Below are 13,688 nucleotides of genomic sequence, written 5' to 3'. Positions count from 1 at the left end.
CCGGCTCGGGCGTGGCGCCCCTCACCCCTCGACGCGCGGGTCGGGGTGGGCGAGCACGTCGGCGGTCTGGCGGCCCCGCCAGATCCGCAGCGCCTCCCGCAGCTCGGGCCGACCCCGCGAGACGATGGCGGTGGCGAGCAGGGCGGCGTTGATGGCGCCGGCCTTGCCGATGGCGAGCGTGCCCACCGGCACCCCGCCGGGCATCTGCACGATCGAGAGCAGCGAGTCGAGCCCGTTCAGGGCCTGGCTCTGCACCGGCACGCCGAGCACCGGGACGACCGTGTGGGCCGCGACCATGCCTGGCAGGTGGGCGGCTCCGCCGGCACCGGCCACGATCACCTCGATCCCGCGGTGCTCGGCCTCGCGGGCGAACTGGGCGAGCAGCTCCGGGGTGCGGTGCGCCGACACCACCCGCGCCTCGTTGGGCACGCCCAGGGCGTCGAGCGTGGCGACCGCGTGCTCGAGGGTGGCCCAGTCGGACCGCGACCCCATGATCACCGCCACTAGCGGATCGCCCACGGCCGCAGCATAGGCAGTGCGGGCCGGGGCGCCGCCCGTGCGATAACCTACGAATCGTAGTTCGTCAGATGGACGACGCACGGGGAGGCAGCCGATGTCGGACGGCACGCCGGGGAACGAGGACGGCCGAGCGAGCTGGACCTTCCTGACCAACCACGCCCACGTGCTCCTGTGCATCGCCGAGGACCCGGGGGCCCGACTGCGTGACGTGGCGACACGGGTGGGGATCACCGAGCGGGCGGCGCAGAGCATCGTGGCCGACCTGGTCGCGACCGGGTACCTCACCCGGGAGCGGGTCGGCCGGCGGAACCACTACGAGATCCACCCGGCGCGTCCGCTGCGCCACCCCATCGAGCGCCACCACGACGTCGGCGAGCTGCTGGCCCTCCTCACGGCAGAGACGACCACGGGCCGCTGACCCCGGCCTCCGCGTCGTGCTCGGCGTCGGCCACGAAGGCGGCGTAGCCGCTCTCCTCCAGCTCGGCCGCCAGCTCGGGTCCGCCCGACGCCACGATGCGGCCACGCACCAGGATGTGGATCCGGTCGGCTCGCAGCTCGTGGAGCAGCCGGCTGTAGTGGGTGATGGCCAGCACCCCGAGGCCGAACTCGCCGGTGGCGGCCTCGACCCGCCGGGCGCAGGCCCGCAGCGCGTCGAGGTCGAGGCCGGAGTCGAGCTCGTCCAGGATCGCGATCTTCGGCTGCAGCACCGCCAGCTGGAGCGTCTCGTTGCGCTTCTTCTCGCCGCCCGAGAGGTCGACGTTGAGGGGTCGGGACAGGAACCGCTCGTCGAACCCGATGCGCTCGGCCTCGGCGACCAGGCGGGCCCGCATCCCCGCCGGGTCGCCCCCGCGGGCCGCCACCGACTCGGTCAGGAGATCCTCGAGGCCGACGCCGGGCACCTCCACCGGGTACTGCATGGCGAGGTACAGGCCGGCCTGGGCCCGCTGCCACGGCTCCAGGCCGAGCAGCTCCACGCCGTCGAGGGTGACGCTGCCCTCCAGGATCTCGTAGCCCGGCTTGCCCATCACCACGTGGGACAGGGTCGACTTGCCCGAGCCGTTGGGCCCCATCACCGCGTGGACCTCGCCGCCGGGCACGACGAGGTCGATGCCGTGGAGGATCTCTCGGCCGTGCACGCCGGCCCGCAGGCCGCGGATCTCGAGGGTGCTCACTCAGATCTCCACGAAGACGTCGCCGTCGCGGATCGTGACGGCGTAGACGGGCACCGGCACGGTGGCCGGAAGGGTGTCGGGATGGCCGGTGACGAGCGAGAACGTGCTGCCGTGCTTGGGGCACTCGAGCTCGCAGGTGTCGGGGTGCACCTCGCCCTCGGCGAGGGAGTAGTCGGCGTGGCTGCAGCGGTCGCCGATGGCGTACACGTCGTCACCGATGCGCACCAGGGCGACGCGGTGGCCGGGCAGGTCGACCCGCCGGGCCTCGCCGGGGGCCAGCTCGGCGAGGGCGCACACCCGCTGGGGCGCCATCAGCCGTCCCTCCGGGCCAGCTTCTCGGCGACCCGACGACGCAGGCCGTCGACGATGCCGGGCACCGGCAGCGCCAGGAGCACCTCGTCGAAGAAGCCGGTGACGATGAGCCGCTCGGCCACCTCGGTCGGCACGCCGCGGCTCTCCAGGTAGAAGCGCTGGTCCTCGTCGATCGGGCCGACGGCCGAGGCGTGGCTGCAGCGCACGTCGTTGTTCTCGATCTCGAGGTTGGGCACCGACTCGGCCCAGGCGCCCTCCGACAGCTTGATGTTGCGGTTGGTCTGGTGGGCGGTGGTGCCCGGCGCCTCCTTCCGCACCCGGATGAGGCCCGAGTAGACGCTCTTGGCGTGGCCCTCCACCGCCCCCTTGAACAGCAGGTCGCTCGACGTGTTGGGCGCGGCGTGATCCTGCAGGGTGCGGAAGTCGTGCATCTGCCCGCCCTCGCCGAAGTACACCGCCACCTGGTCGCCGGTGGCCCCCTTGCCCACCAGGTGGGCATCGGAGCGCAGGCGGGCGTAGTCGCCCCCGAGGGCGACGGTGGCGGTGCGCAGCGTGGCGTCGCGCTCGGCCCGGGCCACCTGCGAGGCGATCTGCCAGACGCGCATCCCGAGCTCCTGCGCGGCCACGTAGCGCACCCGCGCTGCCGGGCCGGCGTGCAGCTCCACCACCGGCAGGACCAGGGAGGCGACGTCGGCCGAGCCCTGGTGGTCGAGGACGGTGACGCCGCTGTCGGGCCCGGCCTGAACGACCAGACGGGGCAGCACGACCAGCCCGGCGCTCTCCACCCAGTGGGCCACCACCACCGGCCGGTCGACCTCCACGCCGGCCGGCACCCGCAGGAGCACCGGCTCGGCGCTGAAGGCGTCGTTCAGCAGGCTGAACACGTCGGTGGGCTCGCGGAGCACGGCGCCCAGGGCGGCGCCGTCCGGGTCGAGGTCGGCCAGCGCGCCGAGGGCCACCCCTCGGGCCGCCAGGGCCGGGTCGAGCTGGGTGTGCACGATGCGCCCGTTGCACACCACCACGGTGCCGGCCCGGTCGGGCACGGCGTCGAGCACGGGGCGCACCCCGGCGGGCACACCGGCGGGGGCGTCGCCGGCGGGCGCGAGCAGCCGGTAGGCGTCGAGGTCGACCTCCGCGATCCGGCTGTAGCGCCAGATCTCCTCCTCGGCCGTGGGCAGACCGGCGGCGGCCGCCTGCTCGGCGGCGGCGGTCCGGCGCGCCCGGAGCCAGTCGGGTCCGGCCAGGCCGGCGGCGGCGTCGGGGGTGAACGTTCGCAGGGTGGGCTCCTCGGGTCGCGTGGGGGGCGACGGGGCGAATAAGCACTATGAGGATAGTGGAAATGCGGGCCGCTCCGACAGCCCGGCTCGGCTCACCCCTTGCGGCGCAGGGCCCGCTTCCACCACGGGCGCCGGCCCCGCTGCACCTCGGCGAGGATCTCGGGCCCGGCCGCGTTCACGATGTCCTCGGCCTCGTCGAGGATGGCGGCGGCCCGGCCGTCGTCGAGGCCCGGGGGCTCGGGAGGCGCCTGGGGCGCCACGAGGGTGCCGTGGCTCCAGGCCACGTCGGCCAGGCGTGGGCGATAGGAGCCGCAGTCGTCGGGGCAGCGCCAGGGGGCCTCGGGGGCGAGGTCGAGGTTGCACTTCCGCACGGTCTCGCCGTTGGCGTAGGTGCGGCTCTCGTAGTTGAAGCACTCCTCGCGCATGGGCATGGCCACCAGGCTAGGGAGCCGTCCGGCCTTCGCCCAGGCGCGTGGGGCTCGACCGGACGATTGACGTGTTCTCACGGATGAACGTCGCGCCGGCGCCCGCCATGCTCTCGTTCGACCGCGATCGGCGAGGAGGACCCCGTGGCCAAGCGACCCATCCCCCGCATCGAGCGCCGGCCCGACGAGCGGCCGACGGCCACCCGCGCCACCGAGGCGGCCAAGGCCAAGGCCAAGGCCGACGCCGAGGCCGACGCGGCCAGGGCCGACGCCGAGGGCCGCCCCGACGCGCCGGGCGCAGCCGCGGCCAAGGGCCCGGACCGGGCCGCCGACCTGCTCCGGGGCAAGGGCCCAGCCTCTCCCGACGACACCGACGACACCGACGACACCCCGTCGGGCACGCCCACCGGGCCGGCCGCCGCGGCGAGCACCCTCCCCACCGTGTCCAGCCCCGCCCGAGCGCTGCGCGACGACACCGCGCTCACCGCCGACGTCACCCGGCGCCCCGCCTTCGACCAGGGCCTCGACGACGGACCGGACAAGGCCGAGGTGGCCGCGGCCGCCGACGCGTCCGGCCTCGGCCGCAACCCGGTCAGCACCCTCACCGACGGGAGCGTCGTCAGCGGCCCCCTGGCCGACGCCGCCGCCCAGGGCGACGGCACCACCGGTATCGCCGAGCAGGGCACCGGCGCCGTCGGCGTCGTCTTCAAGGGGACGACCCACGACTTCGGTGATCACCAGGTCACCACCGAGCGGGTGCTCGATGACGACGGCAGGGTGGTGAAGATCATCACCAGCGAGCGCTTCGACTCGCTCCGGACCGAGGAGAACCCGGAGGGCACCCGGACAACCACGGAGGAGGACTTCGAGACCGGGCTGACCACGACGTTCGAGCACCTCCCCGACGGAACGAAGAAGGTCACCCCGGACCCCGACGCCCCACCCGACGACTTCGCCGTCGCCATCCCGAGCGAGGACGCGCCGAACGTCGAGCGGGCCCAGCAGTTCCTGGCCGACAACCCGGCGGTGGCCGCCCAGCTCGCCCAGGCCCGCTCCGGCGGCAGCGGCGACATCGACCCCGTCGACGACGACACCGCCTTCGGCGTGGGCGCCGGCGCCATCGTCCCCGACCAGCAGGACGCCCTGCTCGGCAACCCGGGCGTCCCGGGCGGCCTGGCCGAGGGCGGCGTGCCGCAGGGCCCGGACTTCGACGGCGACCTCGGTGCCATCGACCCGGGCCCCGACGCCGTGTTCACCGGTGGCGGCATCCAGGAGGACCCCGGGGACGTCTTCGGCACCCAGCCATCCCTCGCCGTCGACCTCTCCGTGCCCTCCTCGTCGGACGACGAGGACGACACGGGCGACGACGCGACGGCCGCCGGCACCACCGACGACGGGGCCGACTGACCGACGCTCCACCCGACCCGGCCCCCGGACCCGGACCCAGGCCCCGACCCGGCCCCCCGGCCGCAGCACCGCTCGACCCGAGACGCACCGCCCAGGAGGATCCCGTGGCCAAGCGACCCATCCCCCGCATCGAGCGCCAGCCCGACGAGCGGCCCACGGCCACCCGCGCCACCGAGGCGGCCAAGGCCAAGGCCAGGGCCGACGCCGAGGCCGACACGGCCAGGGCCGACGCCGACGGCCGCCCCGACGCGCCGGGCGCAGCCGCCGCGGCCAAGGGCCCCGACCGGGCCGCCGACCTGCTCCGGGGCAAGGGCCCAGCCGCTCCCGACGACACCGACGACACCCCGTCGGGCACGCCCACCGGACCGGCCGCCGCGGCGAGCACCCTCCCCACGCTCGACAGCCCCGCCCGAGCGCTGCGCGACCAGGCCACGCTGGCCACCGACGCCACCCGGCGCCCCGCCTTCGACCAGGGCCTCGACGACGGACCGGACAGGGCCGAGGTGGCCGCGGCCGCCGACGCGTCCGGCCTCGGCCGCAACCCGGTGAGCACCCTCACCGGCGGGAGCGTCGTCACCGGTGCCCTCGCCGACGCCGCCGCCCACGGCGACGGCACCACCGGCATCGCCGAACAGGGCACCGGCGCCGTCAGCACCGGCCCCGTGGGAAAGCAGATCGTCTCCAAGCTCTTCCCCACCGAGACCAAGCCGGACGGCACGCAGGTGTCCGACAAGCCCGACGGCGGGCGGATCATCATCAAGCCCGACGGCACCACCATCGACACCAGCCCCGACGGCAGCGCCGTGATCGTCGACCCCGGCCAGGGGACGATCGACCGGATCGCCGCCGACGGCCAGCTGACGACCACCGAGATCAAGGGCCCGGACGACGTCGGCGCCACGGCGTTGCGGCGCGACCTGGAGGCCCTGGTCGACGGTGGGGACGAGGCGAAGGCGCCGCCGGCGCCGGCCGGTGGGGCCGCCCCTGTCGGCATCCCCGACCCCGAGGGCTCCGACCCGGCCCGGACCCAGCAGTTCCTGGCCGACAACCCCGCGGTCGCGGCCCAGCTGGCCCAGGCCCGCTCCGGCGGCGCCGGCGACGTCGACCCCGTCGAAGGCGACGACACCGCGTTCGGCGTGGGCGCCGGCGCCATCGTCCCCGACCAGCAGACGGGTCTGCTCACCAACCCCGGCGTCGCGGGCGGCCTGGCCGAGGGCGGCGTCCCCCGCGGCCCCGACTTCGGCGGTGACCTCGGCGCCGTCGACCCCGGCCCCGACGCCACCTTCGGCGGTGGCGGCGGCATCCAGGAGGACCCCGGCGACGTCTTCGCCGCCAGCCCCTCGCTCGACGTCGACCTCAGCCTCGACTCGTCCACCGACGACACCGCCGACGACCCAGCAGCCGACGACGCCACCACCGACGACGGGGCCGACTGACCGACGCTCCGCCCGACCCGACCCGACCCGACCCGCTCCGACCGCTCCGACCGACCCGGACCCCGACCCGGACCCCGGCCGTCAGCCGACCGAGCCCTCCATCTGGAGCTCGATGAGGCGGCTCCACTCCACCGCGTACTCCATGGGGAGGGTGCGCGTGACCGGCTCGATGAAGCCGTTCACCACCATGCCCATGGCCTGCTCGGCCGAGAGGCCGCGGCTCATCAGGTAGAAGAGCTGCTCGTCGGCCACCTTGGACACGGTGGCCTCGTGGCCGACCTGGGCGTCGCGGGCGCCGACCTCCATGTAGGGGTAGGTGTCGCTCACCGACTGCTCGTCGAGGATGAGGGCGTCGCACTGCACGTGGCTCTTGCAGCCGTACGCACCCTCGTCGACCCGCACCAGGCCCCGGTACGACGTGCGCCCGCCGTCCTTCGAGATGGACTTCGACACGATCTTGGAGGTCGTCTCGGGCGCGGCGTGCACCATCTTGGCCCCGGCGTCCTGGTGCTGGCCGGGGCCGGCGTAGGCCACCGAGAGCACCTCGCCCGACGCCTTCGGGCCCACCATGTAGACGGCCGGGTACTTCATGGTGAGGCGGCTGCCGATGTTGCCGTCGATCCACTCCATGTGGCCCTCGGCCTCCACCCGGGCCCGCTTGGTGACCAGGTTGAAGACGTTGTTCGACCAGTTCTGGATGGTGGTGTACGTGACCCGGGCCGACGGCTTCACCACGATCTCGACCACGGCCGAGTGCAGCGAGTCGCTGGTGTACACCGGGGCCGAGCAGCCCTCGATGTAGTGCACCTGGCTGCCCTCGTCGGCGATGATCAGGGTGCGCTCGAACTGGCCCATGTTCTCGGCGTTGATGCGGAAGTAGGCCTGCAGCGGCATCTCGACGTTCACGCCCGGCGGCACGTAGATGAAGGACCCGCCCGACCACACCGCCGAGTTGAGGGCGGCGAACTTGTTGTCGGCCTGCGGGATCACCGTGCCGAAGTACTGCTTCACGACCTCCGGGTACTCCCGGAGGGCGGTGTCCATGTCGCAGAAGATGACGCCCTGGGCCTCGAGGTCGTCGCGGTTGCGGTGGTAGACGACCTCGGAGTTGTGGACCACGAAGCCCTCGGCCACGAAGTTGTGGTGGCCCTCGACCGTGATGTCGTAGACCGTCTCGACGCCCAGGGGGGTGATGGACTCGACCCGGGCGTAGCCGAGCTGGTCGCTGGTGTGGGCCCGGAAGTCCGTCCCCTTCGCCGTCCGCAGCGTGTGCCGGTAGGCGCGGGCGCCCAGCCGCTCGGCGCGCCGCGGGGAGCGGACGGGCAGGCGGTCGAACCCACCGGAGAGGTGGAGGCGGAAGCCGGTGATCGTGCGCTCCGGCTGGGTCGGATGGCGGGACTCGAACGACGAGATCCGGCTCACCCCGATCCCGGAGATCTGGGCGAGGAGCCGGGCGTCCTCGAGGAGCGCCTCGTTGGCGCTGGTGAGCACCACGTTCTTCGCCGAGTCCGACCGACGCACGTACCCGTCGGCGTCCACGTAGCCAGCGAGCAGGCTGAGGCGCTGCGACCGCGGCAGCGTGAAGGCCCACTCGGGGATCCGCTTGGTGAGCGAGGTGCCTCCCACACCGTTCAGGTCGAGGAAGCGCACGAGTGCCGCCGTGCCGCGGGCCGTGAGCCGCTGCCGGTCGGGAGCCAGCTCGAAGTCGATCCCGAACAACGCGCGGCTCACGCGCACGATCTCGTCGACGAGGGCGGTGTCGTCGGCGTCGACCGCGAACTCCACCGAGAGGTGGCCGGCGCGGTTGTGGACGTAGCCGTCGCCGAGGAAGAGCCCGACCCACCAGGCGAAGTCGTCGCTCGTCACCTCGGGGCCCGTGGGGAGGGTGTCGTCGGTGTACGACAGCAGCTCGGCCGGCTCGCCCCACTCGGGGGTGTCGGTGGCCACGGCCACGTGGTCGCCGACTCGGAGGTCGTCGACGGTCACCCACTGGGGCTCGTACCGGGCACGCCGGCGGCCCGGCTCCCGGACGTCGCGGAGGACGAGGAACGGGTGGTTGCCCGAGGCGACGATGCGCCGGCCACGCGCCGTGATCTCGAAGACCTGCTTCTCGCCCGACTCGCCGCCGGCCAGCACGAGCGCCGGCACGAGCCGCTTCTGGTCGCGATCGAGAGCGAGGACGTGCTCGCCGCCCTGCAGCTCCTTGATCATCCGGGGACCACGCGTGGTCCACACCAGGGTCGAGCCGCGGAGGCACTCGTACTGCGCGGTGACGCCGGCGAGGTACTTGCGCTCGGCCTCGGGGATGCCCAGCTTCTCGTAGGTGGCCTTCACCGACTCGGGCAGCTCGTCCCAGGCGTCGACCTGCCCCTCGGTGGGCTTGATGTAGTAGTAGATGTCGTCGAAGAAGATCTCCGACATGTCGCCGCCCCAGGTGGGCATGGGCTTGCGGCCGAAGATCTTCAGCGAGCGCAGGCGGAGGTCGCGCATCCAGTCGGGCTCGCCCTTCCACCACGAGATCTCCCGGACGATGTCCTCGTCGAGCCCCCTCTTGGGCTTGAAGACGTAGTCCTCCTCGTCGGCCCAGCCCAGCTTGTAGCGACCGAGATCGAGATCGGTGACGGCCATCGGGCGTTCAGCTCCTCGCGGCGGGGATAATTTCCACTACGCCGATAGTAACAACTCCGGCTCCGATCGGCAGCCCCCGCGGAGCGGTCGGCCCCGTCAGTCGTCGTCGTCGACCTGGCTGCCGCCACCTCCGGCGGGCTGCTCCTGCACGTCGGACCACGTGGCCTCGGCCCCGCTGTGGCCGGTGTAGGCGATTCGCACGGTGGCGCCCACTGCAGCCAGCACCGCCAGCACCGAGATCACCACGCCGAGCGGCCTCACCCACGCCGGGGCGGCCACGGCCGAGGGGCGGGTCGCCGGCGACGCCGCCGAACGCTGGCGCCACAGGTCGAACAGCATCACCGCCAGGATCCCGAGGAGCAGCAGGAACGCGAACAGGTGCATGCTGTCGCCGAGGCCGGCGTGGCGCTCGACCAGGTTGGCCTCGCCCACCTGCTCCTCGAGCGACTCGCCGCTGGTCACGGCCAGCTGGCAGGCGATCAGCGAGGCCGCCGCGAACCCGACGGTGATCCACCCGATCCGGCGGCGGGCCGCCGGCCAGACCGCCGAGAGCACCGTGCCGATGGCGGTGAGCGGCACGAGAACGACCGCGGCGTGCACCACGAGCGGGTGCGCCGGCAGCCCGAACAACGAATCCATGACCACGACCTCCCGGCCCGGGGCGCTCGCCCGCGGACCGCCGGTCACCGTAGGCAACGGCTCGTCTGGGGAACCCCAGGACGAGGTGAAGAGACGGCCAAATCGTCAGCCGGCGTGGCTGCCCGCCCACGCCCGGTACAGCGCGGCGTAGGCCCCGCCCAGCTCCACCAGCTCGGGGTGCGGACCGATCTCGAGGATCCGCCCGTCGGCCACCACCGCCACCCGGTCGGCCCGCTCGGCCGTCGACAGGCGGTGGGCGATCACCAGCACGGTGCGGCCGGCCATGAGCCGGTCGACCGCGGCCTCCACCAGGGCCTCGGTGCCGGGATCGAGGCTGGACGTGGCCTCGTCCAGCACCAGCACCGCCGGGTCGACCAGCGCGGCCCGGGCCAGCGACACCAGCTGGCGCTCCCCGGCCGACAGCCGTGAGCCCCGCTCGCGCACCTCGGTGTCCAGCCCCTCGGGGAGCGCCGCGAACCGCTCGAGCACCCCCACCGCGGCCATGGCCCGCTCCACCTCCGCGTCGGTGGCGCCGGCGCGGGCCAGCCGCACGTTGTCGCGGATGGTGCCGCTGAACAGGAAGCCCTCCTGGGGCACCACCACGATGCGCTCGCGCAGCGAGCCCAGGGTGGCGGCGCGCAGGTCGACACCGCCGAACGTCACCCGGCCGTCGCCGGGGTCGTAGAGGCGGGCGCACAGCTTGGCCAGCGTGGACTTCCCGGCGCCGGTGGGGCCCACCAGCGCCAGCTTCTCCCCGGGCGTCACGACCAGGTCGACGTCGCGGAGCACGAGGTGCGGGGCCTGGCCGGTGCGGCCTCCGGCCTCACCGTCGGGCGCCTCGCCCTCGGCCGGGCGGGCGCCGTACGCGAACGACACGCCCTCCACGCGGAGCTCGCCCCGGCCGGGGAGGTCGACGGCGCCGGGGCGCTGGGGCAGCTCGGACCGGGTGTCGAGCAGGGCGTAGAGCTTCTGCAGGCCCGCCCCCGCCGACTGCAGGGTGTTGAACAGCTGGCTCAGCTGCTGCACCGGCTCGAACAGGTTCGACAGGTACAGCACGAACGCGGCGACCGTGCCGAGCGTGAGGGCGTCGCGGTCGACCATGAGGCCGCCCACCCCCACGACCAGCGCGGTGGTGGCGATGCCGGCGAACTCGATGATCGGCAGGTACCAGACCGAGATCCTCACCGACGCCATGTGGGCGTCGAACAGGGCCCGGTTGCTCTGGGAGAACCGGTCGACCTCGACCTCCTCGCGGCCGAAGGCCTGGATGACCCGCACCCCGGTGATGCCCTCCTGCAGGGTGGACAGGTTGTGGCCGATGCGGTCGCGCACCGTGAGGTACGCGCGGTTCGAGTCGCGCTGGAACTTGACGCTGGCCAGGATCACCAGCGGCAGCGACACCAGGCACAGCAGGGCGAGCTGCCACGACATGGCCAGCAGCACCGCCACAGAGAGGACGAGCAGCAGCCCGTTGCTCAAGAAGGCGAGGAGCCCCATCTGGATGAGCTCGGCCAGGGAGTCGACGTCGGAGGTCATGCGGGAGACCAGCACTCCGGCCTTCTCCCGGTCGTAGAACGACATCGACAGCGACTGGAGGTGGTCGAACACCCGTACCCGCAGGTCGCGGAGGAAGCCCTCGCCGACCCTGGCGACCACCAGGATCTGGGCCCGGTACACCCCGTAGCTCACGATGGCGACCACCACGTAGGCGGCCACGGCCTTGTTGAGCTCGGCCGCGTCGCCGGGGCGGAGGCCATGGTCGATCGCGTACCGGACCAGGGCCGGGCCGGCCAGCACGGTGAGGGTCCAGATCACCACCAGCACCCCGGCTGCCACCACGAGGCGCCGGTAGGGGCGGAGGAACTCGCCGGAGCGCCGGAGCACCTGCCTCGCGCCCCGTCGGTCGAGGCGGTCCTCGTCGGAGACGGCGCCCTGGAACCACATCAGGCGGGCACCCCCGACGGGGCCGGCGCCGGGCCGGCGTCCCCGTTGCCGCTGGCCGACCGGGCCGCCCACGCCTCGTCCTCGGCCGCGTCCAGCACGCGGCGGTAGGCCTCGCTCTCGGCCAGCAGGGAGTCGTGCGTCCCCTCGGCGACGACCCGGCCGTGGTCGAGGAGGACGACCCGGTCGGCCAGCGCCACCGTGGCCGGCCGGTGGGCGATCACGATCGTGGTCCGCCCCCGCATCACCTCGGCCAGGGCGTCGCGGATCTCGTGCTCCTTGGTGGGGTCGACCGCGCTGGTGGCGTCGTCGAGGATCAGCACCCGAGGGTCGGCGAGGATCGCCCGGGCGATGGCGATGCGCTGGCGCTGCCCGCCCGAGAGGGAGAAGCCCCGCTCGCCGATCTCGGTGTCGTAGCCCTCCGGCAGCCGGCTCACGAACTCGTGGGCCCCGGCCAGGCGGGCGGCCCGCACCACCGCGTCCATGGGGGCGTCGGGCTGGGCGAAGGCGATGTTGGCCCGGATCGTGTCGCTGAACAGGAAGGTGTCCTCGAACACGATGCCGACGGCCTTGCGGAGGTCGCGCACGCGCAGGTCGCGCACGTCCACGCCGTCGAGGACGACCCGGCCCCGGTCCACGTCGTAGAAGCGGGGGATCAGCCGGGCCACCGTCGACTTGCCGCACCCGGTGGCCCCCACCAGGGCGACCGACTCGCCGGCCCGGACCAGCAGGTCGAGCCCGTCGAGCACCGGGCGGTCGTCGCCGGCCAGGTAGCCGAAGGCCACGCCGTCGAAGCGCACCTCGCCGAGGGCCGACTCGCCCGGCGCCGGGACGGACGGCAGCGGCCGGGCGTGGGGACGGTCGACCACCTCGGGCGCGGTGGCGAGCACCTCGTGCACCCGCCCGGCCGAGGCCGCGGCCCGCTGGGCCTGCGCCACCACCATGCCGAGCATGCGCAGCGGCCAGACGAGCATCACCACGTACACGTTGAAGGCGACGAGCTCACCCACGCGGAGCGACCCGTCGAGCACCTGGTGCCCGCCGTAGGCGAGCACCAGCACCAGCCCGAGGTTCGGCAGGAGCTCCAGCGCGGGCAGGTAGGTGGCCCGCACGCGCGAGGCCTCCATGGAGCGCTCGTACACGCCGTCGGCCTCGGTGCGCAGCCGCGCCGACTGCACTCCCTCCGACCCGAAGCCCTTCACCACCCGGATCCCCGACACCGTCTCCTCGACCACGGTGGCCAGCTCGGCCGACTCGGCCTGGATGCCCAGCACGGCGGGGTGGAGCCGGCTGGAGAACCGCTTGGCCAGCACGTTCACGAACGGCAGCCCGCACAGGGCCAGCACGGCCAGCACCGGGTCGATGCTCAGCATGATCACCAGCACCGCGAAGACGGTGATGAAGTTGGAGATCGTGATGGGGATGAGCACCACGAAGGCCTGCACCTGTTGCAGGTCGGTGTTCGCCCGGCTCATGAGCTGACCCGTCTGGGCGCGGTCGTGGAAGGCGAAGTGCAGCCGCTGCAGGTGCGCGAAGAGCCGGTCTCGCAGGGTGGTCTCCGACCACCGCGCCTCGCGGAAGGCGAACCACCGTCGCAGGCCGGTGAACACGGCGACGACCACCCCGGCGCCGAGGATCAGCAGCACCCACCTGGCCAGGGCGGTCGTGTCGTCGCCCTGGATGCCCTCGTCGATCGCCTGCTGGACGAACAGGGGCACCGACACCTTGGCGACGCTCCACACCAGGCCGGCCCCCACGCCGGCCGCGACCCCGCGCCACTGCGGGCGGAGCGTGGCGCGCAGCAGGCGCCAGCCGTCGTGGCCGGCCCGCGGTCCCTCGGTCGCGCTCAGCGTCCCTCCCCCCAGGAAACTTGCAGACCGCAACCATAGCGGCCGGGTGTATCCCTCGGGCCCGCTCGTGCGTCTCCGGTGT

General features: G+C 73.7%; 12 protein-coding genes. 3 read left to right on the top strand and 9 right to left on the bottom strand.

Annotated elements, in window-relative coordinates:
• Nucleotides 1-21: 21 nt before the first annotated feature.
• On the bottom strand, nt 22-492 hold the full coding sequence (gene purE, locus IPM45_14005; GenBank protein ID MBK9180649.1) for a 5-(carboxyamino)imidazole ribonucleotide mutase: 471 nt from the start codon (nt 490-492) through the stop codon (nt 22-24).
• Nucleotides 493-613: 121 nt separating this feature from the next.
• On the opposite strand from purE, the gene IPM45_14000 reads away from it, so the two are divergent.
• The gene (locus IPM45_14000; protein MBK9180648.1) at nt 614-937 is read left to right on the top strand and encodes a helix-turn-helix domain-containing protein; all 324 of its coding nucleotides are present in this window, start codon (nt 614-616) and stop codon (nt 935-937) included.
• On the opposite strand, the gene sufC is transcribed toward IPM45_14000, so the two are convergent.
• From sufC to IPM45_13980, 4 genes are all read right to left on the bottom strand, one after another.
• Nucleotides 909-1,691, bottom strand: coding sequence for a Fe-S cluster assembly ATPase SufC (gene sufC / locus IPM45_13995; GenBank protein MBK9180647.1), 783 nt, complete (start codon nt 1,689-1,691; stop codon nt 909-911). The two genes, IPM45_14000 and sufC, sit on opposite strands and share 29 nt — an antisense overlap.
• Nucleotides 1,692-2,003, bottom strand: coding sequence for a non-heme iron oxygenase ferredoxin subunit (locus tag IPM45_13990; protein MBK9180646.1), 312 nt, complete (start codon nt 2,001-2,003; stop codon nt 1,692-1,694).
• Nucleotides 2,003-3,058, bottom strand: a complete 1,056-nt coding sequence (locus IPM45_13985; protein MBK9180645.1) for a SufD family Fe-S cluster assembly protein — start codon at nt 3,056-3,058, stop codon at nt 2,003-2,005. The genes IPM45_13990 and IPM45_13985 overlap by 1 nt, the downstream gene beginning before the upstream one ends.
• Before the next feature lie 314 nt (nt 3,059-3,372).
• Nucleotides 3,373-3,711, bottom strand: coding sequence for a hypothetical protein (locus tag IPM45_13980; protein ID MBK9180644.1), 339 nt, complete (start codon nt 3,709-3,711; stop codon nt 3,373-3,375).
• 138 nt (nt 3,712-3,849) lie between these two features.
• On the opposite strand from IPM45_13980, the gene IPM45_13975 reads away from it, so the two are divergent.
• Nucleotides 3,850-5,112 carry a hypothetical protein gene (locus IPM45_13975; protein ID MBK9180643.1) on the top strand — a complete coding sequence of 421 codons (1,263 nt, stop codon included), beginning with the start codon at nt 3,850-3,852 and terminating at the stop codon, nt 5,110-5,112.
• A 104-nt stretch (nt 5,113-5,216) separates the two neighbouring features.
• On the top strand, nt 5,217-6,548 hold the full coding sequence (locus IPM45_13970; protein MBK9180642.1) for a hypothetical protein: 1,332 nt from the start codon (nt 5,217-5,219) through the stop codon (nt 6,546-6,548).
• 81 nt (nt 6,549-6,629) lie between these two features.
• Here IPM45_13970 and sufB read toward each other — a convergent pair whose 3' ends face one another.
• The 4 genes from sufB to IPM45_13950 form a co-directional block, all read right to left on the bottom strand.
• Nucleotides 6,630-9,176 carry a Fe-S cluster assembly protein SufB gene (gene sufB, locus IPM45_13965; protein ID MBK9180641.1) on the bottom strand — a complete coding sequence of 849 codons (2,547 nt, stop codon included), beginning with the start codon at nt 9,174-9,176 and terminating at the stop codon, nt 6,630-6,632.
• A gap of 96 nt (nt 9,177-9,272) precedes the next feature.
• A complete protein-coding gene (locus IPM45_13960; GenBank protein MBK9180640.1) occupies nt 9,273-9,815 on the bottom strand; it encodes a hypothetical protein in 543 nt (180 codons plus the stop codon).
• A 105-nt stretch (nt 9,816-9,920) separates the two neighbouring features.
• On the bottom strand, nt 9,921-11,831 hold the full coding sequence (locus IPM45_13955; GenBank protein MBK9180639.1) for an ABC transporter ATP-binding protein: 1,911 nt from the start codon (nt 11,829-11,831) through the stop codon (nt 9,921-9,923).
• On the bottom strand, nt 11,759-13,639 hold the full coding sequence (locus IPM45_13950; GenBank protein ID MBK9180638.1) for an ABC transporter ATP-binding protein: 1,881 nt from the start codon (nt 13,637-13,639) through the stop codon (nt 11,759-11,761). The genes IPM45_13955 and IPM45_13950 overlap by 73 nt, the downstream gene beginning before the upstream one ends.
• Nucleotides 13,640-13,688: the final 49 nt, after the last annotated feature.

Source organism: Acidimicrobiales bacterium (genome assembly GCA_016716005.1).
Lineage (GTDB): Bacteria > Actinomycetota > Acidimicrobiia > Acidimicrobiales > JADJXE01 > JADJXE01.
The sequence above is the reverse complement of the archived record's forward strand: the minus strand, read 5'-3'. Positions and strand labels throughout refer to the sequence as shown.

Coding starts and splice junctions, on each gene's coding strand:
- purE (MBK9180649.1), bottom strand. CDS start 492: ATGGGGTCGCGGTCCGACTGGGCCACCCTCGAGCACGCGGTCGCCACG.
- IPM45_14000 (MBK9180648.1), top strand. CDS start 614: ATGTCGGACGGCACGCCGGGGAACGAGGACGGCCGAGCGAGCTGGACC.
- IPM45_13990 (MBK9180646.1), bottom strand. CDS start 2,003: ATGGCGCCCCAGCGGGTGTGCGCCCTCGCCGAGCTGGCCCCCGGCGAG.
- IPM45_13980 (MBK9180644.1), bottom strand. CDS start 3,711: ATGCCCATGCGCGAGGAGTGCTTCAACTACGAGAGCCGCACCTACGCC.
- sufB (MBK9180641.1), bottom strand. CDS start 9,176: ATGGCCGTCACCGATCTCGATCTCGGTCGCTACAAGCTGGGCTGGGCC.
- IPM45_13960 (MBK9180640.1), bottom strand. CDS start 9,815: ATGGATTCGTTGTTCGGGCTGCCGGCGCACCCGCTCGTGGTGCACGCC.